This window comes from Mesorhizobium sp. M5C.F.Cr.IN.023.01.1.1 (genome assembly GCF_003997585.1).
In the GTDB taxonomy this organism is placed as follows: Bacteria; Pseudomonadota; Alphaproteobacteria; order Rhizobiales; family Rhizobiaceae; genus Mesorhizobium; species Mesorhizobium wenxiniae.
Genome location: NZ_RZSU01000042.1, coordinates 21264 through 45044, shown reverse-complemented (window position 1 = coordinate 45044; position 23781 = coordinate 21264). Strand labels below are relative to the sequence as shown.

The window sequence follows — 23781 nt, the reverse complement described above, 5'->3', positions numbered from 1 at the left end:
ACGTCGCGGCCGGTGCGCAGGCCGCCATCGACCTGCAGCGCGACGCGCGACCTGAGGCCGTTGAGCACCAGCGTCTGGTGCGTCTCGGCAAGGCCCATTTCCCACGGGCTGCCGGCGTGCTTGAGCGAGGTCAGCGGCGATGCGCCGGTGCCGCCGTCATAGCCGGAAATGGTGATGTGATCGGCGCGCGCCTTGGCGACGCCGGCCGCAACCGTGCCGACACCGACTTCGGAGACCAGCTTGACCGAGACATCAGCCGCCGGATTGACGTTCTTGAGGTCGTAGATGAGCTGCGCCAGATCCTCGATCGAGTAGATGTCGTGATGCGGCGGCGGCGAGATCAGGCCGACACCGGGCGTCGAATGCCTGACCTTGGCAATGGTGGCATCGACCTTGTGGCCAGGCAGCTGACCGCCCTCGCCCGGCTTTGCGCCTTGCGCGACTTTGATCTGCATCACATCGGAATTCACCAGATATTCCGCCGTCACGCCGAACCGACCGGAGGCGACCTGCTTGATCGCCGAACGCTCGGGGTTCTTGCCGCCGCCCGGCAGCGGCAGGTAGCGGTCGGCCTCTTCGCCGCCCTCGCCGGTGTTCGACTTGCCGCCGATGGTGTTCATGGCGCGCGCCAGCGTGGTGTGCGCTTCCCTGGAGATCGAGCCGAAGGACATCGCTCCGGTCGAGAACCGCTTGACGATATCGGCCGCCGACATGACCTCGTCGAGCGCGACCTTCTTGCGCCCGGTTTCTTCGGCGAGCCTGATCTTGAACAGGCCGCGAATGCTCTGCGCCCGCGCCGTCTCGCTGTCGATTTGAGCGGAATAGTCCTTGAAGGTCTCCCACGACCCCTGGCGCACGGCGTGCTGCAGGGTGGCCACCGCATCGGGCGACCAGATATGCGCTTCGCCGCGCATGCGGAACATGTATTCGCCGCCGACCTCGAGGCTGTTGCGCAACACCGGGTCGTTGCCGAAGCCGTCGGCGTGGCGGCTGACCGTCTCGGCCGCGATCTCTTCCAGCCCGACGCCTTCGATCAGCGTCGCGGTGCCGGTGAAATACTTCTGCACGAAATCGGTCTTCAGCCCGATGGCGTCGAAGATCTGCGCGCCGCAATAGGACTGGTAGGTCGAGATGCCCATCTTCGACATCACCTTGAGAATGCCCTTGCCGATCGACTTGATGTAGCGGGACACAACCTCATAGGCGTCGACCTCGGCCGGCAGCTCGCCGCGCTTATGCATGTCGAGCAGCGTGTCGAAGGCGAGATAGGGATTGATCGCCTCGGCGCCATAGCCGGCAAGGCAGCAGAAGTGATGCACCTCGCGTGGTTCGCCGGACTCGACAACGAGCCCCACCGAGGTGCGCAAGCCCTTGCGGATCAGATAATGGTGGACCGCCGCCGTCGCCAGCAATGCCGGGATGGCGATGCGGTCCGGCCCGAGCTGACGGTCGGACAGGATGATGATGTTGTAGCCGCCGGCGACCGCCGCCTCGGCGCGCTCGCACAGCCGGTCGATGGCGCCCTGCATGCCGGCTGCGCCTTCGTTCGAAGCATAGGTGATGTCGATCGTCTTGGTGTCGAAACGGTCCTCGGTATGACCGATGGAGCGGATCTTTTCGAGATCGCCATTGGTCAGGATCGGCTGGCGCACTTCGAGCCGCTTGCGACGCGAATTGCCGACGAGGTCGAAGATGTTCGGCCTCGGCCCGATGAAGGACACCAGGCTCATCACCAGTTCCTCGCGGATCGGGTCGATCGGCGGGTTGGTGACTTGGGCGAAGTTCTGCTTGAAATAGGTGTAGAGCAGCTTCGATCTGTCCGACATCGCCGAAATCGGCGTGTCGGTGCCCATTGAGCCGACCGCTTCCTGGCCGGTGGTCGCCATCGGCGACATCAACAGCTTGGTGTCTTCCTGGCTGTAGCCGAACGCCTGCTGGCGATCGAGCAGGCTGACGTCCCTGCGCAATGCGCGCGGCTCGACCGGCTTCAGGTCTTCCAGGATGAGCTGGGTGTTGGCGAGCCAGCTCTTGTAGGGATGCCTGGTCGCGATCTCCGACTTGATCTCCTCGTCGGAAACGATGCGGCCCTTCTCCAGGTCGATCAAAAGCATGCGGCCGGGCTGCAGCCGCCACTTCTTGACGATCCTTTCCTCCGGCACCGGCAGCACGCCGGCTTCCGAGGCCATGATGACGCGATCGTCGTCGGTGACGATGTAGCGCGCCGGGCGCAGCCCATTGCGGTCGAGAGTGGCGCCGATCTGGCGGCCGTCGGTGAAGGCCACCGCCGCCGGCCCATCCCACGGCTCCATCAGGGCCGCGTGATATTCGTAAAAGGCCTTGCGATCCTGATCCATCAACTTGTTGCCGGCCCAGGCCTCCGGGATCAGCATCATCATCGCGTGAGCTAGGGAGTAGCCGCCCTGCGTCAGGAATTCGAGCGCATTGTCGAAACATGCGGTGTCCGACTGCCCCTCATAGGAGATCGGCCACAGCTTGGAGATGTCGTTGCCGAACAGTTCGGAATCGACCGAAGCCTGCCGCGCCGCCATCCAGTTGACGTTGCCGCGCAGCGTGTTGATTTCGCCATTGTGGGCGACCATGCGATAGGGATGCGCTAGCTTCCAAGACGGGAAGGTGTTGGTCGAGAAACGCTGGTGGACCAGGATCAGCGCCGTCTCGAAACGCGGATCGGTCAGATCCTTGTAATAGGCGCCGACCTGATAGGCCAGGAACATGCCCTTGTAAACAATGGTCCGCGATGACATCGACACGACGTAGAAGCCATTGTCGACGCCCTTGGTCTCCTCGTGGATACGACCGGAAATGACCTTGCGCAGGATGTAGAGCCGCCGCTCGTAATCGTCGTCGCTCTCTATCTCGGCGCCACGACCCAGGAACACCTGCCGCTGGACCGGTTCGGAAGCAGCGATATCAGGCGCCTTTGACAGCGATGAATTGTCGACCGGCACATCGCGAAAGCCGAGCAGCGGCTGGCCTTCGAGGTGCGCCACCTCGGCGATGATGCCTTCGATATGCGCCTGAAGCTCCGGATCGCGCGGCATGAACACATGGCCGACGGCATAGTGGCCGGGCTTGGGCAATTCGACGCCCTGGCTGGCCATTTCCTCGCGGAAGAAGCGGTCGGGAAGCTGCACCAGCACGCCGGCGCCGTCGCCCATCAGCGGATCAGCGCCGACGGCGCCGCGATGCGTCAGGTTTTCGAGCACCGCAAGGCCGTCCTTGACGATCTGATGCGACTTCACGCCCTTCATGTTGACGATGAAGCCGACGCCGCAGGCATCGTGCTCGTTGCGCGGATCGTAAAGGCCGTGGGCGGCGAAGCCGGTATGGGTTCGCCCAATCTTGGTCAGGGACGGATTTTTGACGGCTGGCGCTTTCGTCTGCGCGGCCGGGCCGTTCATCGCAGATGGCGTCACTTCCGTCATCGTCCTGTCCTCCATTCCGCGCCCTTAGGGCGCTGGTTTCCGTCGGGAAGCGCATGAGCTTCCCTCTCATCCTTGCGGCACGTCTTGCGAAATCCTTGCCGAACCAGGCAGGCCTGGTTCGCATCCGGCAATCGTACAGGCCAGAGCCAGACTGTCTACCTGTCGCTCGCGGCAACGGCAGGAGTGACCTAAAGATACGCCAATCCAGCCTGTTTTGCGCGACAAAATAAGACAGCACTACTGTCCTAAATTTTTATGACAGAAATCGCGGATGCGCACAAGACCGATTCACAACAATCTCGGGCTGTTCGCGACAGAAAATTACGCGCGGCCACGCCAAAACGCAACCTTCCAACGTATGTCCTGTTTTCCGCTCTCGCTGGCTTTACTGCTTATCCGGTGCTTGGCACTTGCGAGCGGCATGCGAAAGCGGCCAAGGTTGCATCGATTTTTCCAGCGCAGGCAAACGCATGAATTTCGCTTCCGACAATTGGGCAGGCGCCCATCCCAGCATCGCCGCGGGCCTGTCCGCCCACGCCGGCGGCTTCTCCACCGCCTATGGCGACGGCGCCCTCGACCAGGCTGTCTATCAGCGCTTCAACGAAATTTTCGAGCGCGAGGTCGCGGTGTTTTTCGTGGCGACCGGCACCGCCGCCAATTCGCTGTCGCTGACCACCTATAACAAATCAGGCGGCATTTCCTTCTGCCATCGAGAGTCGCATGTCGTCGAGGATGAATGCGGGGCGCCGGAATACTTTACCGGCGGCTCCCGGCTCTATCCCGTCGACGGTGCGCTAGGCAAGATCGATCCGAACAACCTGGACAGGGCGGTGGGCCGGTTCGCGCCTGAAATCGTCCATTCCGGGCGCCCGATGGCTGTGTCGATCACCCAGTCGACCGAAGTCGGCACCATCTACACACTGAACGAAATTGCCCGGATTTCGGCGATCGCCAAGCATCACAAACTGCCGCTGCACATGGATGGCGCCCGCTTCGCCAATGCGCTGGTCGCGCTCGAGACGACGCCGGCGGAGATGACCTGGAAGCGCGGCGTCGACATCCTCTCTTTCGGCGGCACCAAGAACGGCTGCTGGTGCGCCGAGGCTATCGTGCTATTTGATCTCGACCGCGCCAGGGAACTGGCCTTCCTGCGCAAGCGCGCGGCGCAATTGTTCTCGAAATCGCGCTTCGTCGCCGCGCAGTTCGAAGCCTATTTCAAGGACGACCTGTGGCTCGACACGGCCCGGCACGCCAACGCCATGGCGGCGCGCCTTGCAGCACTGATCGAGGATTTCCCGTCGGCACGCCTGGCCTGGCTGCCGCAAGCGAACGAAGTGTTCGCGGTGATGAAAAAGGCCGAGGCTGAACGGGTGCAATTAGCCGGTGCCGCCTTCTACGACTGGCACAAGCCGCATGGCTTCGACGGCCATATCGACGAGGTCGAGGCACTCTACCGTTTCGTCACCAGCTTTGCGACCACGGCCGAAGAGGTCGACCGCTTTGGCCAGCTAATTGCTGGATAGCGGCACCTTACCCACCAAGAAGGGCGGCGCCAGGCGCCGCCCTTCGTCCCTGAGGTCGTCTTGCGACGCGGCTTACGCGGCGGTGTTAGCCTCGATCTGCTTGGCCTTCGCCGAAGACGCGGTGATGGCGATCTTGCGGGGCTTCAGCTCCTCGGGAATATTACGCTTGAGGTCGACGAAGAGCAGGCCGTTCTTCAGCGAGGCGCCGACGACGTCAACGTGATCGGCAAGCTGGAAGCGGCGTTCAAAGGCCCTGCCGGCGATGCCGCGATAGAGCAGTTCGGAGCCTTCGCCATTGCCCTCTTCCTTGCGCTCACCCTTGACGGTCAGAACGTTGCGGTGAGCCTCGATCGAGAGCTCGTCGTCCGAGAAGCCGGCGACCGCCATCGAGATGCGATAGGAATCCTCACCGGTGCGCTCGATGTTGTAGGGTGGATAGGTCTGCGCACTTTCAGGCTGCGCAAGCGAATCGAGCATGGTGAACAGCCGGTCGAAACCGACGGTCGAACGATAGAGCGGGGAAAAATCAACGTGACGCATAGTGTGTTCTCCTGTTGAGCAACAAGGTTTGCGTATGGCCGGTGCGAAACCCGTGACGGCGTTCCGGATAGGCCAGCGGCCCCGACATTGGCGGCCGCAACAGACATTTGGGGAACACGTGAAAGCATTTCAAGATTTCTCGATGAACGGCAGATGAACCGCGGCTTCGGCGGGCGTTCAGCTAAGTCGCGCTAGACTCGTTCCAGGATCAAGGAACAGGCGGCGGTTACGGCGTCGCGCGTCCTCCGGGACACGCTAAGGAACGCTGTAACACTGTGATTGCGCATGATTCACAGCGAAAATCGGGTGCGATTTTCGGGGTCATGCGCGAGATACCGCAACGAGGCCGACCGGGTGTAACGTCCCTTCCTCCCGGATCGACGGGGGCCGGAAGCATGCCGCAAGCTGCTTTCGGCCTCACTTGCTGGCTGCCTCGTTCAGCCTCTCCAATGCGTCCGGAATTCCTTTGCTTTTGCTGAATGGGCGTCTATGCCTACCAAAGCTTGCGCAATGCAGGCAGCGACACACAAACGCAGCGCCGAATGACGGACCTTCTTAACGAAATTCCCTTCTTCCGCGAAATTCCGGGCAATCCGCTACCGGAAAATGCGGCCGGTGGTTTCTTCACCACGCGCGACGGCAAGAAGATCCGTTATGGCCTCTTTCCCGCCGTTGCCCGCCCGATGAAGGGCACCGTGGTCGTGCTGACCGGCCGCAACGAGTGCATCGAAAAGTATTTCGAGACCATCCGCAACCTTGCCGACCGCGGCTTTGGCGTTGCGACCCTCGACTGGCGCGGCCAGGGCGGTTCCGATCGGCTGATCAGCGACCGCGAGCGCGGCTATGTCCGGAGCTTCTTCGACTATACCGGCGACCTGGAACAGTTCTTCGAGGAGATCGTGCTGCCCGACTGCCGGGGGCCATATTACATATTGGCCCATTCGGCCGGGGCGGTGATTACGCTGCTTGCTGCGCCGTCGATGGTGAACCGCGTACGGCGCATGGTGCTGATCGCGCCATTCCTGGCCGTGCCTGACCTGCCGCTCTCGACAACCACCGTTCGCCGCCTCTGCTCGCTGTTCTGTCTGCTGGGTCTTGGCAAATTTTATGCCGCCTGGGGTCCGCGGGCCAGGAAAACCATACCCTTTGCCGCCAACATGGTGACGTCGGATCCGGAGCGGTATCGGCGCAATACGCTGATCTACGAAACCTACCCGCAACTGGCGCTCGGCGGTCCGACGATACGCTGGCTGAAAGCGGCGACGCAGGCCTCCGAGGCCATCAGCGACCCCGACTTCATGGCCAGGATCCAGGTACCCTTGCTGGTGATCGCCGCCGGCGCCGACCAGGTCGTCTCGACCAAGGCGGTGGAAACCTACACCAGACGTCTGCGCCTCGGTTCGCTGCTGGTGATCGACGGCGCACGCCATGAAATATTGCAGGAAGCCGACTTCTATCGCGAGCAGTTCTTTGCCGCCTTCGATGCCTTCATCCCGGGAAGCGACGACACGGGCTGATTGAGTGGCGCACTCCCTCCGGACGCGCCAAGAGCGCTTCAAATCATTGAAATCCATGCCTCGGCTTGAGAAAATGCCTTCCAAGTCGATCGGCCGCCTACACTTGCCGGGCGAAATCCATGATCCAGTTGGTCTCCCAGGTCTTGCCGCCATCCGGTGAAAAAGCCTGCTCCCAGCGCGCCGATCTTTCAGTGATCCGCGACCATAGGAAGCGAACGTGGATATTGCGCTCCGTCGAAGACGTCTTCGCACAGGAACGTGCCGACGCCTGCTTCGAATGTGCCGCGCATCGGAATATCGATGGTCTCCGGGTTGCGGCCGTCGATCCACCAGATCGACCATTGTCTCGTCGCCGGATCGAACGTCCGCAACGTGGCGGCGCGATAGGCCTCGACGGGCAACAGAGATCACATTGTCATCGACATTGCCGAGGCCGCCAAGGATCGCGCGCACTTCGCATGTCCCGCCAAACACGTCCCAGTTCGTGTCGTCTTGCAGGCGCTTCTGCAACCTTCGATGGCTGACGTTCCAGCGGCCGAAGAAGAAATCGAAATCGGCCCGCCCGTCTGCTGGAGCATTTTCTGCCGACGCAGCTTCGGAGCGGCTGGCTGTTGACAGTGTCGGCATGTGAATCCCTCCGTGACATCACTTCCATAGCAGAGAGCTGCTGACATTCTCCTGTCAGGAGGGTCGGGGAATCACCGCCCGAACGCTTTTCCACGCTCAGCCACGCAGCGCCGCCATCGCGGCGGCATGAAGCTCCGGCGTTGCCGCAGCCAGGATGTCGCCGCCCCTTTCCGCCGGTCCGCCTTCGAAGGTGGTGACGACGCCACCGGCCTTCTCGATGATCGGGATCAGCGCGACGATATCGTAGGGTTTCAAACCAGGGTCGGCGACGATGTCGACGCTTCCTGCCGCGACCATGGCGAAGGCATAGCAGTCGGTGCCGTAGCGGGCGAGCTGGACCTGCCGCTCGAACAGGTCGTAGCGCAGACGCGCGTCTCCCTTGAACAGTGCCGGCGTGGTGGTGAACAGCGTCGCGTCGGCAAGGCTTGTCGTCTTGCGCGTCGTCAGCCTTCGTGGCCCGCCCGGGCCTTCATAATGGGCACCGGAAGCGTTGGCGTAGAAAAGCTCGCCGGTGAAGGGCTGCGACATCATGCCGGCGACGGCATCGCCGTCGACCGTCAGCCCAACCAATGTTCCCCACACCGGCAGGCCGGAAATGAAGGCGCGCGTGCCGTCGATCGGATCGATCACCCAGACATGCCTGCTGGAAATGTTCTCGCTGCCATGCTCCTCGCCGAGGATGCCGTGATCGGGATATTCCGCTGATATAAGAGCCCGGATGACCCGCTCGGCCTCGCGGTCGGCCTCGGTGACCGGGTCGAAGCTGCCTTGCTCCTTGTTGGCGACCGCGCCTTGGCTGCGGAAGCGCGGCAAGGTTTCGGCTGCGGCGGCATGCGCAATGCCCCGCATGAAATCGATGCTGATGTCCAACTGATTCTCCCGCGTTATAGCGTGCTGGAACCGTCGTTTGCCTGTGGTTTTCCGCCAAAACAAGGGCGTGCGGAACTTTTGCGCATCGTCAACTGTTGCTCGAATGCAACGCTGGCGCCCTCGAAATCCAGTTTCCACATCACAGTGAATTAAAAAAGCCGGTCGACGGCTTGACATTTGTGCATCGCACAATAGATTTGTTCTCGGACAGGCTTTCCTGTCCATGCCCTCCTTGGGCGTTTCCTCCCTAGACTTCGACCGTGTCGTGCGAACGATGCGGTCTTTTTTTCGGCGCGGCATCCAGCGGATCGCGCGCCATTCCGACCCGCACGCCGACGCCTTTATCTGGCGCAAGACCTGTTATTTGGCCCAGAATTCCCATGTAAAAATCGATTCCGATTTTTGGCATCATTCGGCGGCAAGCGGCAAATCGATAAAATCGTGATCGGGCATCGCCATCAGGTCGGCCGAGAATTGTGCCAGATCGTCGGCGAGTGCATCGAAGCCGGCGGATTTCTGGAACGTCCGCTCGTTCATGTAAAGCCCGCGATTGACCTCGATCTGCAGTGCATGGAGATGGCGGACGGGGCGGCCATAGTGCTCGGTGATGAAGCCTCCGGCGTAAGGCTTGTTATGGGCGACGGTGTAGCCCATGCCGATCAGCAGGCCGATCGCCGTCTCGGTCAACGCTGCCGAGGCGGACATGCCGAAACGGTCGCCGACGATGAAGTCGGGCCTGACACCGCTGTCGCCGACCCTGATGCTCGCCGGCATCGAGTGGCAATCGATCAGCACGGCAAAGCCGAACCGCGCATGGGTCCTGGTCAAAAGCCGTTTCAGCGTCTCGTGATAAGGCTTGTAGACGGCCTCGATACGCGCGACGGCTTCCGCCAGCGGCAGGCGGCCGGCATAGATGTCGAGCCCTTCTCCCACCAGCTTGGGCACAGTGCCAAGCCCGCCAGCCACGCGCGCCGAGCGGATGTTGCAGAAGGACGGCACGGGTTCGGCGAACATGCGCGGATCGAGTTCCCAGGGTTCCCGGTTGACGTCAAGATAGGCGCGCGGGAAGTTTGCCGCCAGCATCGGCGCGCCGAGGGCAACGGCGCCACCGAACAATTCGTCGACATAGCAATCTTCGGAGCGGCGGATGGCGTTTCGGTCCAGCCTTGCCATCGCCAGGAACCGGTCCGGATAGTGACGGCCACTATGCGGCGAGTTGAAGAGGAAGGGGACGCGCTGTTCGGCGCCCGACCGGATTTCGAAGGGGGGAACGACCGAAAAATCCTCGGCTGCCGTTTTCAATTTGAACGAACCCGGAAACACCAATGCATCATGGTGGGAAGGTGCCACCTCGCCGGCCGCATGTCCAGCGTTTCGGCGTCCGGACCGCTTTGTTAAATGCGGATCGGGCCCTTTAACGTTCACTTGATGTTTACCGTCACCTCCTCATATACAGGATGGTTAACGGGCTGTCCCACGGCAGCCTCGGACGGGTGATTCGGACGGGATAAGATGGCACGCATTCTACTGGCGGAAGACGATGATGACATGCGCCGGTTCCTCGTCAAGGCGCTGGAGCGTGCCGGCTATCAGGTCAGCGATTTCGACAATGGCGCCAGCGCTTATGAGCGGTTGCGCGAAGAGCCTTTTTCGCTGCTCTTGACCGACATCGTCATGCCGGAGATGGACGGCATAGAACTCGCCCGCCGCGCCACCGAGATCGATCCCGACCTCAAGGTCATGTTTATCACCGGCTTCGCCGCCGTTGCGCTCAATCCTGATTCCAAGGCGCCGAAAGACGCCAAGGTGCTGTCGAAGCCATTCCATCTGCGCGACCTCGTCAACGAGGTCGAAAAGATGCTGCAGGCGGCCTGACGCGCTTTCCGCTGCCGGCTTTCGGCGCGTCTCCAACGGCGCGGCAAGGCGAACCGTTCTTTCCCTTTTCCTCCTATTGACGCGCCGTGGCAAAAATGGTGTATGCGCGGCTTCGGATGGGCGTGTAGCTCAGCGGGAGAGCACTGCATTGACATTGCAGGGGTCACAGGTTCAATCCCTGTCACGCCCACCATCCAGACAATCCACCGTCTCTCGTGCCCCGTGGATTTCCTCGTCTTGCGGGCGCTTCCAGGCTGGGCGGTCGTGAATGCCGCATTTTCGAGGATGCCAAAATCGGACGCCTTGATTTTGTTGCCCAGCCAATGCTTCGGCGAGCGATTTTGCATTGGCCATGGCCAAGAGACGGCCGCCCAAACCGTCATGTCTGGTAGCAGCAACCAGCTCGATTGAGATCAGGCCGCGCCGAGGCGGAGATCGCCCTTCTCGATGTGCCGGAGAAACCAGGCATAGGTCTGCTCCAATCCGCTGCGAAGCGAGTATCGCGGGCGCCAGCCCGTGGCAAACAGGCGCGACACATCCATCAGCTTGCGCGGTGTGCCGTCCGGCTTCGTCGCATCGAATGTGAGCACCGCCTCGGCGCCGACGACGGACAGCATCGTGCGGGCCAGCTCGGCGATGGTGATGTCTTCGCCCGAGCCGACATTGACGTGGCTGTCGCCGGAATAGTTTTTCAGCAGCCAGACCAGAGCGTCGGCGGCGTCGTCGACATGCAGGAACTCGCGCATCGGCGTGCCCGATCCCCAGACCTCCAAGGTTTTGTCGCCGGCGCGCTTGGCCTTGTGCGCCTTGCGCATCAGGGCTGGTACGACATGGCTGGTGGACAGATCGAAATTGTCGCCGGGGCCATAGAGGTTGGTTGGCATCGCCGAGATGTACTCGACACCATATTGGCGCCGATAGGCCTGGCACAGCTTCAGCCCGGCGATCTTGGCGATCGCATACCATTCGTTGGTGGGTTCCAGCGGACCGGTCAGCAAGGCGCCCTCGGAGATCGGCTGCGCCGCAAATTTCGGATAGATGCAGGACGAACCGAGGAACAGTAATTTCTGCACCTCGTTGCGAAAGGCGCTCTCGATGACATTGGTCTGCATGATCAGATTGTCCTGCAGAAAATCGACCGGCAACCTGTTGTTTGCCAGGATACCGCCGACCTTGGCCGCTGCCATCACCACCGCATCCGGCCTGTGGCCAGCCATCCAGCGCCGCACGCCGGCCTGGTCCATGAGGTCGAGTTCATCGCGGGATGCGATCAGGACCTCGCAGTCCTCGTCCGCCAGCCTGCGCAGGATGGCCGAGCCGACCATGCCGCGATGCCCGGCCACGAAAATGCGCTTGCCCTGAAGGTCGAAATCCATTGGCGTATCCCTATGCAGAACGGCTGCTGTGACCAACGGGGCGTCGCGCGCCGGATGGTCCTGCACTCGGACGCATACCGCATACAGATTTGCCCGGACAAGGCAAATCGGAGATTTGGACGAACTCTTCTTGTGGTATGGCGGTCAGACACCCGCCACGGCGCACAGGCTCTTCATTCTTGCGACGGCAAGCTCCGGGTCGGCCAGCAACCCGGCCTGGTCGGCAAGACGGAACACATCGGCGTAGTGGCAAATGCCGCGCGCCGATTGCATGCCGCCGACCATCGAAAAATGGTCCTGGTGGCCGTTCAGCCACGCCATAAAGACGATACCGGCCTTGTAGTACTCGGTCGGCGCCTCGAAGATTTTCCTCGACAGAGGGACCGTCGCCGCCATCAGCGCGTCATAGCCGGCGCGGTCGCCGTCGGCCAGTTTCGCCAGCGCGGCATTGGCGACCGGCGCGATGGCGTCGAAAATCCCGAGCAGCGCGTGCGAATGTCTTTCGCCATCGCCAGCGATCAGCTCGGGGTAGTTGAAATCGTCGCCGGTGAACATGACGACCCCTTCAGGCAGCCGGTTGCGCAGGGCACCCTCTTTGCCGGCATCGAGCAGCGATATCTTGATCCCCTCGACCTTGCCGGCATGGCTTTCGATGACGGCGATCACCGTGTCGAGCGCGGTGTCGAAATCAGGGCTGCCCCAATAAGCCTTCAGCGCCGGATCGAACATGTCGCCCAGCCAGTGCAGGATGACCTTGCCGGACGCCTGAGACAGGATGCGGTCATAGACGCTGATATAATCGTCGGGACCCTTGGCGACAGCCGCCAGCGCGCGGCTGGCCATCATGATCGCCTTGCCGCCCAGGCCTTCGATGAAACCGAACTGCTCTTGATAGGCCGCGATGACATCGTCGAGCGTCCTGGCGGCGCCTGCCGCCAGATGGTCTGTTCCGGCACCTGAGGCGAGATCGGCGCCCTCGATGGTTCGCGCCTCGGCGATCGAGCGGCGGATCAATTCCCTGGCGTTTGTCCAGTCGAAACCCATGCCGCGCTGCGAAGTATCCATCGCCTCGGCGATACGAAAGCCGAGCCGCCAGAGATGACGGCGGAACGCCATCGTGCGCTCCCAGTCGACCGCTGGATGAGACCACGGATCGGTCATCGCGAGGGGGTCGGCGACGACATGGGCGGCGGCATAGGCGATGCGCGAAAACCGCGCGCCGATCACCGGCTGTGCCGGCTGGCCGACAAGGCGGTAGCGAGTGCTGCGACCGCCCTCCCCGGGCAAGGTGATGTCCATCGATCTCTCCCTTGGTCGCGCTATAAATGGAACGTTCCAATAAATCAAGAACCTTTGTTATTCTCAGCCCATGCCGCCGAAATGCTGCATCGCCGCGACAAACTCCTTTAAGCGCACCACGTTTAGTCGCTCAGTACCCGTTTTCTAGATTGGGGAAAAATCCTGATTGACTCAAATCCAGCCAAGAATTAGAACGTTCCAATAATCTGACCAGAAATTACCGGGAGGACGGATTTGGATGGCCGGCAGGCCCAAGGCGACGATACTCGACATTGCCCGTGAGGCGGGCGTGTCCAAATCGACGGTGTCGCTGGTGCTGCAGGGCAGCGATCTTATCCGGCCTGAAACCGCGCTGAGGGTCCGTAAGGCGATCGAGGATGTCGGCTATGTCTACAACCGCGGTGCCGCCAATCTGCGCAAGGCCCATTCCAATGTCATCGGCATGGTCATCAACGATCTCACCAACCCGTTTTTCGCTGAAATGGCGGTCGGCATGGAGCGCGTCTTCCAGTCGGCGGGCATCGTGCCGTTCATCGCCAACACGGCGGAGAATCCGGTGCGCCAGGAAGAAGTGCTTAAATCGCTGATGGAGCAAGGTGTCGCCGGGCTGATCGTGTCGCCGGCGCGCGGCACGGCGCCCGGTGCGTTCCGTCGCATCGAGATGGCGGGCCTTCCGATCGTCTTCACCATGCGCCGCCTTCCCGAAAGCCGCATCCCGGTGATCGCGCCCGACAATCATCGCGGCGCCTGGCTCGCCACCGCCCATCTGATCGGCAAAGGGCATCGCCGGCTGGCGTTCTTCGGCGGCTCATCGGACCTGGTGGTCTATCATGAGCGGCTGGGCGGATTTCGCGAGGCCTGCGAGGCGCTCGGCATCGCCAAGCGCGATACACTGGTCGTTGAAGGCGAAACCAGCCGCAAGGGCGGCATTGCCTGCCTGGAAACAGCCCTCGCCATGGCCGAGCCGCCGACCGCGGCGCTGTGCTTCAACGATGCGGTCGCCTTCGGCGTCATGCTGGCGCTGCGCAAGCGCGGCCTCGAGCCCGGCGCGGATTTCGCCGTCGTCGGCTTCGACGACGTCATCGAAGCTCAGCATTACATGCCGGCGCTGACCAGCGTCGCGGTGGATTCGGCAGGGCTCGGCGAGCGCGCCGCCCATGTCATGCTGAAGATGATCCAGTCGCGCACCACGCGCGCCGAGGATCATATCGGCGCCGTCAACCTCGTCGTCAGGGACAGTTGCGGTCCCGATCGCCGTGCGGGAATGGGAGACGCGGCATGACGGTCAAATGGGGACTGATCGGCGCGAGCACGATCGCTCGGCAATTCGTTATCAACGCCATCCGCGCGCAACCGAACAGCGAGATCGCGGCGGTGATGAGTTCCAGCCCGGAGCGAGCTACGGCCTATGCCAAGGAGAACGGCATTCCGCTCGCCGTCTCGAAGCTCGATGAATTGCTCGGCTCCGACATCTATGCCGTCTACATCTCGACCACCAACGAATTGCATCTCGAACAGACACTATCCGCCATCAGGGCGGGAAAACATGTGTTGTGCGAAAAGCCGCTGGCGCTGACCAGCGCCGATGCGCGCGCAATGGTCGCCGCCGCCAAGGCGGCCGGCATCGTGCTCGGCACCAACCATCATTTGCGCAATGCCGGCTCGCACCGGGCGATGCGCGAAAGCATTGCCGCCGGCCGCATCGGCAGACCGATTGCCGCGCGTGTCTTTCACTCCGTCTATCTGCCCGAGAATCTGCAGGGCTGGCGCATCACCAGGCCGGAAGCCGGCGGCGGTGTGGTGCTCGACATCACCGTGCACGATGCCGATACGCTGCGCTTCGTGCTCGGCGACGATCCGCTCGAGGTTTCGGCGTTCACGCAGGCCGCGGGCATGGCCGGCGGCGGCCTGGAAGATGGCGCCATGTGCATCTGGCGCTACAGGTCGGGCGTCATCGCCCAGTCACATGAGGGTTTCACTACCAAATTCGCCGGCACCGGCTTCGAGGTGCATGGCAGCGAAGGCTCCCTGATCGCGAAAGATGTGATGACGCAGAAGCCGATCGGCTCTGTGCTGCTGCGCACGTCACAGGGCGAGGAAGAATTGAGCTTCGACCGCGAAGATCTCTATGTCAGGTCTTTGCGCCAGTTCCATGCGGCGATCCGTGGCGAAGGCCAGCCGTCGGCCACTGGCGAGGACGGCGTCTGGTCGCTGACATCTGCCGAAGCGGCGTTGCAATCCGCCAAGTCCGGCAAATCAGTCGCGATCGATCCGAAACTCGGGGGAGCAGGGTGAGCAAGCTCGTTTCCGCAGCGCAAGCCGCCAGCCTGATCAGGGACGGCATGGTCGTTTCCGTGTCGTCGTCGAGCGGTCTCGGCTGCCCGGATGCGGTCCTCGCCGCAATCGGCGAGCGCTTCGACGCGGAAGGCCATCCGAAGAACATCACGACACTGCATCCGATCGCGGCCGGCGACATGTACGGCATTAGGGGTATCGACCATCTGGCCAAGCCCGGCCTGTTGAAGCGCACGCTGTGCGGCTCCTATCCGTCCGGCCCGTCATCTTCGGAGCCGCCGCAGATCTGGAAGATGATCGGCGACAATTCGGTCGCCGCCTATAACGTGCCATCCGGCATATTGTTCGACATGCATCGCGAGGCCGCCGCCAAGCGCCCCGGCGTGCTGACCAAGGTCGGCCTCGACACGTTCGCCGACCCGCGTCACCAGGGCTGCGCCATGAATGCGGCCGCCAGCGAGCCGATCGTTTCGGTGCAGCAGTTCGACGGCGAGGAATGGCTCTATTTCCGTTCGATCGTGCCTGACGTCTCAATCATCCGGGCGACGACGGCCGATGAGCGCGGCAACCTCACCTATGAGCATGAGGGCGCCTATCTCGGCGGGCTGGAACAGGCGCTCGCCGCCCGCAACAATGGCGGCATCGTCATCGCGCAGGTCAAGCGTGTCGTCGAGAACGGCACGCTGAAGCCGCATGACGTGCGGGTTCCCGGTGTGCTGGTCGACCACATCGTGGTCGCGGCCGATCAGTTGCAGACGACATTGACACCCTACGACCCGGCCATCTCGGGCGAGATCTTCCGACCGCTGTCAAGCTTCCGCAACGCCGAAATGAATGTCCAGAAAGTCATTGCCCGCCGCGTCGCCATGGAGCTTGCCGACGGCATGGCGGTCAACATCGGCTTCGGCATCTCGGCCAATGTGCCGCGCATCCTTCTCGAGGAAGGCCAGCACGGCAAGGTCACCTGGGTGATAGAACAGGGCGCGGTCGGTGGCGTGCCGCTGCTCGACTTCAAGTTCGGCTGCTCGTCGAACGCCGACGCCTTCATGCCTTCGCCACACCAGTTCATCTACTTCCAGGCCGGCGGTTTCGACGCGTCGCTGTTGTCATTCCTGCAGATCGACCGCCACGGCTCGGTCAACGTGTCGAAGCTTTCGGCGAGGCCGCACGTCACCGCCGGCGCCGGCGGCTTCGTCGATATCACCGCGCGGGCGAAGAAGATCGTGTTTTCCGGCTTCTTTAATGCCGGCGCCAAGCTGTCGCTGGCCGATGGCGGCATCCGTATCGACGGGGAAGGCAAGGTCAAGAAGGTCGTCGGCGAGGTCGAGCACATCTCCTTCTCGGGCAAGCGCGCCGTCGCGCAAGGGCAGGACATCACCTATATCACCGAACGCTGCGTCATGAAGCTGACGCCGGATGGGCTGATGGTGACTGAGCTGGCACCCGGCATCGACCTTCAGCGCGACGTGCTGGCGCAGGCCGAGATCCCGCTCGGTGTCGCCAACGACCTGAAAGTGACACCGGACGCGCTCTATCGTGACCGGCCGATCGGACTGTCGCTCAATGGCCGCGCCTCCCTTGGAGGCACGCATGGCTGAGCGTCTCGTCACCTTTGAAACCGACGGCGATCTCGGCATCATCACACTGCGCCGGCCGGAGAAATTCAATGCGCTCGACATCCCGATGCTGCGCGCGCTGGATGCCGCGCTCGATGCGGCCGAGGCCGCGGACGGTGTCCGCGTCGTGCTGCTGTGCGGCGAAGGCAAGGGCTTTTGTTCGGGTGGCGATGTCGAAGCGTGGTCGCAAATGAGTGCCGCCGATTTCCAGGTGCAATGGGTGCGCTACGGCCAACGCGTTTTCGACCGGCTGGCGCGGCTGCGGCAACCGACGATCGCCGTTCTGTCCGGCCATGCGCTTGGTGGCGGGCTGGAATTGGCGGTCGCCTGCGACTTCCGCGTCGCCGAGACGCAGGTGAAATTAGGTTTTCCGGAAACCTCGATCGGCGTGGTGCCCGGCTGGTCCGGCACGCAGCGCGCGGTGCGCCGCTTCGGTGCGCAGACGGTGCGGCGCATGGCAATCGGCGGCGAAGTTTTCAAGGCGGCCGAAGCACTCGCTCTGGGCATCGTCGACCGGGTGGCCGAAACAGGCAACGCATTCACCGAGGCCAGGGCCTGGGCCGGCAAGATCGCCGAGCGCGGCCCGCTGGCAACCGAGGCCGCCAAGTTGATGATCGCGGTCGCCGAGGGCGAGGAAAGTGCTGCCGCGACAGAGGCGCTGGCCAGCGGCTTCATCGCGCTGACCAGCGACCTCAAGGCTGGTGTCGACGCTTTCAAGACCAAACGGAAACCAGCGTTTTCAAGATCCTAAATGCATGCGGAACCTGGAACTCATATGAACTCGCCCCTCACCATCGCCATGCCCGCCGAGGCATCCGCGGCGCCCAAGACCTACCGGCTGCTGATCGACGGCAAGTTTGTCGATGCCCGCGACGGCCGGACGCTGGAGCGCATTAGCCCCGGCCATGGCTTCACCGTTTCGCGCTATGCGCAAGCCGGCGAAGCGGAAGTCGAGGCGGCGGTGACCGCCGCGCACAAGGCTTTCGAGACCGGCCCCTGGCCGCGCATGAAGGCCGGCGAGCGCGCCGCGATCCTGCTCAAGGCGGCGGACCTGATCGAGGCGCGGCTCGAGGACATCGCCCGGCTCGACGCGCTGGAATCCGGCAAGCCGATCGCCCAGGCGCGCGGCGAGATCGGCGGCCCCGTCGACATCTGGCGCTATGCCGCGGCGCTTGCCCGCACGCTCCATGGCGAAACCTACGCCAATCTCGGCGACGCCATGTTGGGCGTCGTGCTGCGCGAACCGATCGGCGTCGTCTCGATCATCACACCGTGGAATTTTCCATTCCTCATCGTCAGCCAGAAACTGCCGTTCGCGCTCGCCGCCGGCTGCACGGCGGTGGTCAAGCCGAGCGAGATGACCTCGGCCTCGACCTTCGTGCTCGGCGAAATCCTGATGCAGGCCGGCTTGCCGGATGGCGTAGTCAACATCCTCGCTGGGCTGGGCGCCGATGTCGGCGCGCCGATGGCCAGCCATCCGCTGGTCGAGATGGTGTCGTTCACCGGCTCCACCCGGGTCGGCAAGATGACCATGGCTTCGGCTGCGAACTCGCTGAAGAAGGTCTCGATGGAGCTCGGCGGTAAGAACGGCCAGATCGTCTTTCCAGACGCCGACCTCGAAGCGGCGGCCGATGCGGCGGTGTTCGGCGGCTTTTTCAACGCCGGCGAATGCTGCAACGCCGGCAGCCGGCTGATCGTCCATGAGGCGATCGCCGACGACTTCCTCGGCTCGGTCAAGGCGCTCACGGCAAGGGTCATCGTCGGCGATCCGCTCGACGACAGCACCAGGGTCGGCGCGATGATCTCTTCCGAGCACCTTTCCAAGGTCACCGGCTACGTGGCGGCGGCGGCAACCGACGGCTGCAGCGTCTATAGCGGCGGCAAGCAGATCGCCTCCAGTGCCGGTCAGTATCTCGACCCGACCATCATCCGCGGCGTCACCGAAGACATGGCCATTGCGCGTGAAGAAGTGTTCGGACCGGTGCTGTCGGTGCTGACATTTGAATCGATTGAAGAGGCGTTGCGCATCGCCAACAACACGCCCTATGGTCTATCGGCGGGCGTGTGGAGCGCCAGCATCGACACCTGCATGTCGGTGGCGCGGAATGTGCGTTCGGGAACCGTTTGGGTGAACACGTTCATGGAGGGTTATCCCGAGCTGCCTTTCGGAGGCTACAAGCAGTCCGGTCTCGGACGCGAACTCGGCAAGCGCGCCGCCGAGGACTATACCGAGGAAAAGACGATCCAGTTTCATCGCGGCCAGCGCACCGGGTGGTGGGTCGGCTGAGTTGGGAAGAACCCGGCGGACAATCGCCGGTCGTGTAGCTGCAACAAGGGAGGAAGTACATGTTGCGCAAATTGCTTATCGGAACGGCTCTCGGCTCGGGTCTTGCGTTCGCGGCTCATGCCCAGGACGTCAAGGAAGTCGAGATGCTGCATTGGTGGACGTCTGGCGGCGAAGCGGCTGCCTTGAACGTGCTCAAGCAGGATCTGGCCAAGCAAGGTTTTGCCTGGAAGGACGTGCCCGTGGCCGGCGGCGGCGGCGACGCCGCCATGACCGCGCTGAAGGCGATGGTCGCAGCCGGCAACTACCCGACTGCCTCCCAGATGCTCGGCTATACCGTGCTCGATTATGCCGCGGCCGGCGTGATGGGCGACCTGACCGAGACGGCGGTAAAGGAAGGCTGGGACAAGTCCGTTCCGGCCGCCCTGCAGAAATTCTCGGTCTATGACGGCAAGTGGGTCGCGGCTCCGGTCAACGTCCACTCGGTCAACTGGCTGTGGATCAACAAGGCGGTGATGGACAAGATCGGCGGCACCGAGCCCAAGACCTTCGATGATTTCATCGCGCTGCTCGACAAGGCCAAGGCGGCGGGCGTCATTCCGCTCGCGCTCGGCGGCCAGAACTGGCAGGAAGCCACCATGTTCGACTCGGTGGTGTTGTCGACCGGCGGACCTGAGTTCTACAAGAAGGCCTTCAACGACCTCGACGAGGAGCAGCTGAAGTCCGACACGATGAAGAAGTCGTTCGACAACCTCGCCAAGCTCGTCACCTATGTCGACCCGAACTTCTCCGGCCGCGACTGGAATCTCGCCACCGCCATGGTCATCAAGGGCGATGCGTTGGTGCAGGTCATGGGCGACTGGGCCAAGGGCGAATTCAACGCCGCCAAGAAGACCCCGGGCACCGACTTCCTGTGCTACCGCTTCCCGGGCACCGACGGCAGCGTGGTCTACAACTCCGACATGTTCGGCATGTTCGACGTTCCGGAGGACCGTAAGGCCGCCCAGGCCGCCTTGGCCACCGCCACCTTGTCGAAGAGCTTCCAGTCGGCCTTCAACGTCGTCAAAGGCTCGGTCCCGGCCCGCACCGACGTGCCTGACACCGACTTCGACGCTTGCGGCAAGAAGGGCATGGCCGACCTGAAGGCCGCCAACGAAGGCGGCACGCTGTTCGGTTCGCTGGCGCAAGGCTACGGCGCGCCGCCGGCGGTCGCCAATGCCTACAAGGACGTCGTCTCGAAGTTCGTCCACGGCCAGATCAAGACCTCGGACGAGGCCGTGACCCAACTGGTCAGTGCGATCGAAGACGCCAAGTAGGAACCAGGCGTGGAAGGACCTTCCCCGCTCCCGGTGGGGAAGGTTCAACCAAGCCAGGATGATCGGCCTCGCGTCGGAATGCTTATCACCTGGCGCCGGGGATCAACCAACACGCCCCGCCTGGACGGGGCTATCCTTCCCCGCCTGGCGGTGAAGGGACCCGAGAGGGAGGAGCCCATGACTACGGTCGCGACCCAGATCAAGCTGACGCCGGAGCACAATGCGCGTCCGGGTGCCTCCATGCGTTCGCGCCTGCAGGACGCGCTGCCGAAGATCGTACTGGCGCCAAGCTTTGCGATCACCATCGTCTTCGTCTACGGCTTCATCCTGTGGACGGTCTATCTGTCCTTCACCAACTCCAAGACCTTCCCATCCTATGCGCTGACCGGGCCGCGTGCCTATCAGAGGCTGTGGCGCTGGACCTTCGAGAGCGACCCGCCGTCGAGCTGGTACACGTCGATCACCAATATGGGCATTTTCGGATTTCTCTACATCTTCATCTGCCTGGCGCTCGGCCTGTTCCTGGCGATACTGCTCGACCAGAAGATCCGCGGCGAAGGCGTGTTGCGGCCGATCTATCTCTACCCGATGGCGCTGTCCTTCATCGTCACCGGCGTCGCCTGGAAATGGTTCCTCGATCCCGGCCTCGGGCTTGAGCAGACGCTGCATCAATGGGGCTGGACGAGCTTCCATTTCGACTGGATCAAGAACAAGGATTTCGTCATCTACACCGTGGTGATCGCCGGCGTCTGGCAGGCCTCAGGCTTCGTCATGGCGATGTTCCTGGCCGGCCTGCGCGGCATCGACGGCGAGATCATGAAGGCGGCGCAGATCGACGGCGCCACTACCTTCCAGCTCCATCGCCGCATCGTCATCCCGCTGCTGCGGCCGGTGTTCCTTTCGGCCTTCATCGTGCTCGCCCACCTCGCTATCAAGTCCTACGATCTGGTGGTCGCGCTGACCAGCGGCGGGCCGGGCGGCTCGGCCTGGCTGCCCTCGAACTTCATGTACGAGTACACGTTCAAGCGCAACGAAATGGCGGTCGGCTCGGCCAGCGCCGTGATCATGCTGATGACCATCACCGCGATCATCGTGCCTTATCTTTATTCCGAGCTCAGGGAGCGGCCGCGATGAGCGTCATTGCCACGCCCGCTCGCCAGAGCACTGGCGGCATCGGCGCCAGGACCATCAACCGCATCGTCATCTACGGGCTCCTGGCGCTGTTCGCGCTGTTCTACCTGATGCCGCTGTTCGTCATGCTGGTGACCTCGTTCAAGACCATGGACGAGATCCAGAACGGCAACATGCTGGCGCTGCCGCAGGCGCCGACCTTCGAACCATGGCTGAAGGCGTGGGGCGAAACCTGCGTCGGCCTGACCTGCGCCGGCATCAATGGCTATTTCTGGAATTCCATCAAAATGGTGGTTCCGGCGGTGCTGATCTCGACGCTGCTCGGCGCGCTCAACGGCTATGTCCTGACCAAATGGCGCTTCCGCGGCCACACACTGGTTTTCGGGCTGATGTTGTTTGCCTGCTTCATTCCGTTCCAGTCGGTGCTGTTGCCGATGGCGACGATCCTCGGCAGCCTCGGCCGTTTCGGCGTGACGCTGCGAAACGCGACGGGATTTTCATTCGGCTTGGGCAATCCGACGGTCAACCTGGTCTTTGTCCACGTCGTCTATGGGCTTGGCTTCACCACCTTGTTCTTCCGCAACTATTACGAGGCGTTCCCGACCGAACTGGTCAAGGCGGCACAGGTCGACGGCGCCAGCTTCTTCCAGATTTTCCGGCGCATCATGCTGCCGAATTCGATGCCGATATTCGTCGTCACCGTCATCTACCAGTTCACCAACATCTGGAACGACTTCCTGTTCGCCTCGGCCTATGCCGGCACCGGCGACGCGATGCCGATGACCGTGGCGCTGAACAACGTCGTCAACACCTCGACCGGCGTCGTCGAATACAACGTCAACATGGCGGCGGCGATGATCGCCGCATTGCCGACCCTTCTCGTCTATGTGGTCGCTGGCCGCTATTTCGTGCGCGGCCTGATGGCCGGTGCCGTCAAAGGATAATCGCATGGCTTTTCTCGAAATTGATGGGCTGAGGAAGCGGTTCGGATCGGTCGAGATCCTGAAGGGCATCGACCTCGATCTCGAAAAGGGTGGCTTCCTCGTGCTGGTCGGCCCGTCCGGCTGCGGCAAGTCGACCTTGCTCAACACCATCGCCGGCCTGGAAACCATCACCGAAGGCGAAATCCGTGTCGACGGACGGACGATCAACGATCTCCACCCCTCGAAGCGCGACATCGCCATGGTGTTCCAGAGCTACGCGCTCTATCCAAACATGACGGTCGCGGGAAACATTGCCTTCGGCATGGAGATGCGCGGCGTGCCGGCTCAGGAGCGCCAGAAGGCGATCGACAAGGTGGCGAAAGTGCTGCAGATCGGCCACCTCTTGCAGCGCAAGCCGAGCCAGCTTTCCGGCGGCCAGCGCCAGCGCGTAGCCATGGGCCGGGCGCTGGTGCGCGACCCCAAGCTCTTTCTCTTCGACGAGCCGCTCTCCAATCTCGACGCCAAGCTGCGCGTCGATATGCGCATCGAAATCAAGCGCCTGCATGCAACCACCGGCACCACGATCGTCTACGTCACTCACGACCAGATCGAGGCGATGACGCTGGCCACCAAGATCGCGGTGATGCGCGACGGCGAGGTGCAGCAGTTCGGCACGCCTGCCGAAATCTACAACAACCCGGCCAATCTGTTCGTTGCCGACTTCATGGGCTCACCGGCCATGAACCTGATCCCGGCGACGATCGGCGGCAATGGCAATGCGTTGTCCGTGGTGCTGCAGCGCGAGGCGCGCGAGCCGATCTCGCTGCCGCTGGCCGATGCGCCGACGGGTCTGTCGGCATTCCACGACAGGCCGATCATCTTCGGCGTTCGCCCCGAGGCGCTGACCGATCCCGAAGGGGCCGAACGCAACGCATCGAACATCGCCACCGCCGACTGTCACATCGAGGTCGTGGAACCGGCCGGCTCCGACACTTTCGCCGTCACCAACCTGGGAGGCAAGGCTGTGGTGGCGCGTCTGCGCGCCGACGCCAACATCCAGCCGGGCACCAGCACGCCGCTCGCCTTCAACCTGACCAAGGCGGTGTTCTTCGATCCGGCGACCGAGAACCGTATCCTCTGACA

General features: G+C 62.8%; 21 protein-coding genes and 1 tRNA gene. 14 read left to right on the top strand and 8 right to left on the bottom strand.

Annotated features, from left to right (window positions below; genetic code table 11):
* Positions 1 to 3446, bottom strand: a 3446-nt coding sequence (gltB, locus tag EOA78_RS18200) for a glutamate synthase large subunit (RefSeq protein WP_127316332.1), incomplete at its 3' end; no start/stop codon positions are given.
* Between the two features lie 255 nt (positions 3447 to 3701).
* On the opposite strand from gltB, the gene EOA78_RS36020 reads away from it, so the two are divergent.
* Together EOA78_RS36020 and EOA78_RS18195 are read left to right on the top strand one after the other, a co-directional pair.
* Positions 3702 to 3920: a hypothetical protein gene (locus tag EOA78_RS36020; protein ID WP_128239291.1), complete on the top strand. Its 219-nt coding sequence runs from the start codon at positions 3702 to 3704 to the stop codon at positions 3918 to 3920.
* The gene (locus EOA78_RS18195; protein WP_127316326.1) at positions 3917 to 4969 is read left to right on the top strand and encodes a low specificity L-threonine aldolase; all 1053 of its coding nucleotides are present in this window, start codon (positions 3917 to 3919) and stop codon (positions 4967 to 4969) included. Before EOA78_RS36020 ends, EOA78_RS18195 begins: the two co-directional genes overlap by 4 nt.
* Before the next feature lie 72 nt (positions 4970 to 5041).
* Here EOA78_RS18195 and EOA78_RS18190 read toward each other — a convergent pair whose 3' ends face one another.
* The gene (locus EOA78_RS18190; RefSeq protein ID WP_127316325.1) at positions 5042 to 5509 is read right to left on the bottom strand and encodes an Hsp20 family protein; all 468 of its coding nucleotides are present in this window, start codon (positions 5507 to 5509) and stop codon (positions 5042 to 5044) included.
* 542 nt (positions 5510 to 6051) lie between these two features.
* On the opposite strand from EOA78_RS18190, the gene EOA78_RS18185 reads away from it, so the two are divergent.
* Positions 6052 to 7026 (top strand): alpha/beta hydrolase, encoded by a 975-nt coding sequence (locus EOA78_RS18185; protein WP_127316324.1) that lies wholly within the window; start codon positions 6052 to 6054, stop codon positions 7024 to 7026.
* Positions 7027 to 7214: 188 nt separating this feature from the next.
* Here EOA78_RS18185 and EOA78_RS37100 read toward each other — a convergent pair whose 3' ends face one another.
* From EOA78_RS37100 to EOA78_RS18170, 4 genes are all read right to left on the bottom strand, one after another.
* Positions 7215 to 7427 carry a hypothetical protein gene (locus EOA78_RS37100; RefSeq protein WP_245477572.1) on the bottom strand — a complete coding sequence of 71 codons (213 nt, stop codon included), beginning with the start codon at positions 7425 to 7427 and terminating at the stop codon, positions 7215 to 7217.
* A 322-nt stretch (positions 7428 to 7749) separates the two neighbouring features.
* Complete coding sequence (gene hisN / locus EOA78_RS18175) at positions 7750 to 8523, bottom strand: histidinol-phosphatase (RefSeq protein WP_127316323.1); 774 nt, start codon at positions 8521 to 8523, stop codon at positions 7750 to 7752.
* Positions 8524 to 8770: 247 nt separating this feature from the next.
* Entirely contained in the window at positions 8771 to 8935 is a 165-nt protein-coding gene (locus EOA78_RS36015; protein ID WP_164783807.1) for a hypothetical protein, read from the bottom strand.
* Positions 8932 to 9873: an N-formylglutamate amidohydrolase gene (locus EOA78_RS18170; RefSeq protein ID WP_127316322.1), complete on the bottom strand. Its 942-nt coding sequence runs from the start codon at positions 9871 to 9873 to the stop codon at positions 8932 to 8934. The genes EOA78_RS36015 and EOA78_RS18170 overlap by 4 nt, the downstream gene beginning before the upstream one ends.
* Positions 9874 to 10035: 162 nt before the next feature.
* Between EOA78_RS18170 and EOA78_RS18165 the strand changes: the two genes are divergently transcribed.
* Both EOA78_RS18165 and EOA78_RS18160 read left to right on the top strand, forming a co-directional pair.
* Complete coding sequence (locus EOA78_RS18165) at positions 10036 to 10398, top strand: response regulator (protein ID WP_006199474.1); 363 nt, start codon at positions 10036 to 10038, stop codon at positions 10396 to 10398.
* 118 nt (positions 10399 to 10516) lie between these two features.
* Positions 10517 to 10591: transfer RNA gene (locus tag EOA78_RS18160), tRNA-Val, on the top strand.
* Between the two features lie 220 nt (positions 10592 to 10811).
* Here EOA78_RS18160 and EOA78_RS18155 read toward each other — a convergent pair.
* Both EOA78_RS18155 and EOA78_RS18150 read right to left on the bottom strand, forming a co-directional pair.
* Positions 10812 to 11774, bottom strand: a complete 963-nt coding sequence (locus EOA78_RS18155; RefSeq protein ID WP_127316321.1) for a GDP-L-fucose synthase — start codon at positions 11772 to 11774, stop codon at positions 10812 to 10814.
* 144 nt (positions 11775 to 11918) lie between these two features.
* The gene (locus EOA78_RS18150; protein WP_127316320.1) at positions 11919 to 13073 is read right to left on the bottom strand and encodes a dihydrodipicolinate synthase family protein; all 1155 of its coding nucleotides are present in this window, start codon (positions 13071 to 13073) and stop codon (positions 11919 to 11921) included.
* 238 nt (positions 13074 to 13311) lie between these two features.
* On the opposite strand from EOA78_RS18150, the gene EOA78_RS18145 reads away from it, so the two are divergent.
* The 9 genes from EOA78_RS18145 (at position 13312) to EOA78_RS18105 (ending at position 23779) form a co-directional block, all read left to right on the top strand.
* A complete protein-coding gene (locus EOA78_RS18145) occupies positions 13312 to 14355 on the top strand; it encodes a LacI family DNA-binding transcriptional regulator (RefSeq protein ID WP_127316319.1) in 1044 nt (347 codons plus the stop codon).
* Entirely contained in the window at positions 14352 to 15368 is a 1017-nt protein-coding gene (locus EOA78_RS18140) for a Gfo/Idh/MocA family oxidoreductase (protein ID WP_127316318.1), read from the top strand. The genes EOA78_RS18145 and EOA78_RS18140 overlap by 4 nt, the downstream gene beginning before the upstream one ends.
* Entirely contained in the window at positions 15365 to 16966 is a 1602-nt protein-coding gene (locus EOA78_RS18135) for an acyl CoA:acetate/3-ketoacid CoA transferase (protein WP_127316317.1), read from the top strand. The genes EOA78_RS18140 and EOA78_RS18135 overlap by 4 nt, the downstream gene beginning before the upstream one ends.
* Entirely contained in the window at positions 16959 to 17735 is a 777-nt protein-coding gene (locus EOA78_RS18130) for an enoyl-CoA hydratase/isomerase family protein (RefSeq protein ID WP_127316316.1), read from the top strand. The genes EOA78_RS18135 and EOA78_RS18130 overlap by 8 nt, the downstream gene beginning before the upstream one ends.
* 24 nt (positions 17736 to 17759) lie before the next feature.
* Positions 17760 to 19271 (top strand): aldehyde dehydrogenase family protein, encoded by a 1512-nt coding sequence (locus EOA78_RS18125; RefSeq protein ID WP_127316315.1) that lies wholly within the window; start codon positions 17760 to 17762, stop codon positions 19269 to 19271.
* 59 nt (positions 19272 to 19330) lie between these two features.
* Complete coding sequence (locus tag EOA78_RS18120) at positions 19331 to 20584, top strand: ABC transporter substrate-binding protein (protein ID WP_127316314.1); 1254 nt, start codon at positions 19331 to 19333, stop codon at positions 20582 to 20584.
* 177 nt (positions 20585 to 20761) lie between these two features.
* Positions 20762 to 21718, top strand: coding sequence for a sugar ABC transporter permease (locus EOA78_RS18115; protein WP_127316313.1), 957 nt, complete (start codon positions 20762 to 20764; stop codon positions 21716 to 21718).
* Positions 21715 to 22659: a carbohydrate ABC transporter permease gene (locus EOA78_RS18110; protein ID WP_127316312.1), complete on the top strand. Its 945-nt coding sequence runs from the start codon at positions 21715 to 21717 to the stop codon at positions 22657 to 22659. Before EOA78_RS18115 ends, EOA78_RS18110 begins: the two co-directional genes overlap by 4 nt.
* 4 nt (positions 22660 to 22663) lie before the next feature.
* The gene (locus tag EOA78_RS18105) at positions 22664 to 23779 is read left to right on the top strand and encodes an ABC transporter ATP-binding protein (protein ID WP_127316311.1); all 1116 of its coding nucleotides are present in this window, start codon (positions 22664 to 22666) and stop codon (positions 23777 to 23779) included.
* Positions 23780 to 23781 lie beyond the last annotated feature (2 nt).

Bases quoted from the DNA above. Each gene is read 5' to 3' on its own strand.
- EOA78_RS18105 (WP_127316311.1), top strand. From the start codon at position 22,664: ATGGCTTTTCTCGAAATTGATGGGCTGAGGAAGCGGTTCGGATCGGTC.
- EOA78_RS18115 (WP_127316313.1), top strand. From the start codon at position 20,762: ATGACTACGGTCGCGACCCAGATCAAGCTGACGCCGGAGCACAATGCG.
- EOA78_RS18155 (WP_127316321.1), bottom strand. From the start codon at position 11,774: ATGGATTTCGACCTTCAGGGCAAGCGCATTTTCGTGGCCGGGCATCGC.
- EOA78_RS18195 (WP_127316326.1), top strand. From the start codon at position 3,917: ATGAATTTCGCTTCCGACAATTGGGCAGGCGCCCATCCCAGCATCGCC.
- EOA78_RS18120 (WP_127316314.1), top strand. From the start codon at position 19,331: ATGTTGCGCAAATTGCTTATCGGAACGGCTCTCGGCTCGGGTCTTGCG.
- EOA78_RS18110 (WP_127316312.1), top strand. From the start codon at position 21,715: ATGAGCGTCATTGCCACGCCCGCTCGCCAGAGCACTGGCGGCATCGGC.
- EOA78_RS18145 (WP_127316319.1), top strand. From the start codon at position 13,312: ATGGCCGGCAGGCCCAAGGCGACGATACTCGACATTGCCCGTGAGGCG.
- EOA78_RS36020 (WP_128239291.1), top strand. From the start codon at position 3,702: ATGACAGAAATCGCGGATGCGCACAAGACCGATTCACAACAATCTCGG.
- EOA78_RS18185 (WP_127316324.1), top strand. From the start codon at position 6,052: ATGACGGACCTTCTTAACGAAATTCCCTTCTTCCGCGAAATTCCGGGC.
- EOA78_RS18130 (WP_127316316.1), top strand. From the start codon at position 16,959: ATGGCTGAGCGTCTCGTCACCTTTGAAACCGACGGCGATCTCGGCATC.
- EOA78_RS18150 (WP_127316320.1), bottom strand. From the start codon at position 13,073: ATGGACATCACCTTGCCCGGGGAGGGCGGTCGCAGCACTCGCTACCGC.
- EOA78_RS36015 (WP_164783807.1), bottom strand. From the start codon at position 8,935: ATGATGCCAAAAATCGGAATCGATTTTTACATGGGAATTCTGGGCCAA.
- EOA78_RS18140 (WP_127316318.1), top strand. From the start codon at position 14,352: ATGACGGTCAAATGGGGACTGATCGGCGCGAGCACGATCGCTCGGCAA.
- EOA78_RS18125 (WP_127316315.1), top strand. From the start codon at position 17,760: ATGAACTCGCCCCTCACCATCGCCATGCCCGCCGAGGCATCCGCGGCG.
- EOA78_RS18165 (WP_006199474.1), top strand. From the start codon at position 10,036: ATGGCACGCATTCTACTGGCGGAAGACGATGATGACATGCGCCGGTTC.
- EOA78_RS18190 (WP_127316325.1), bottom strand. From the start codon at position 5,509: ATGCGTCACGTTGATTTTTCCCCGCTCTATCGTTCGACCGTCGGTTTC.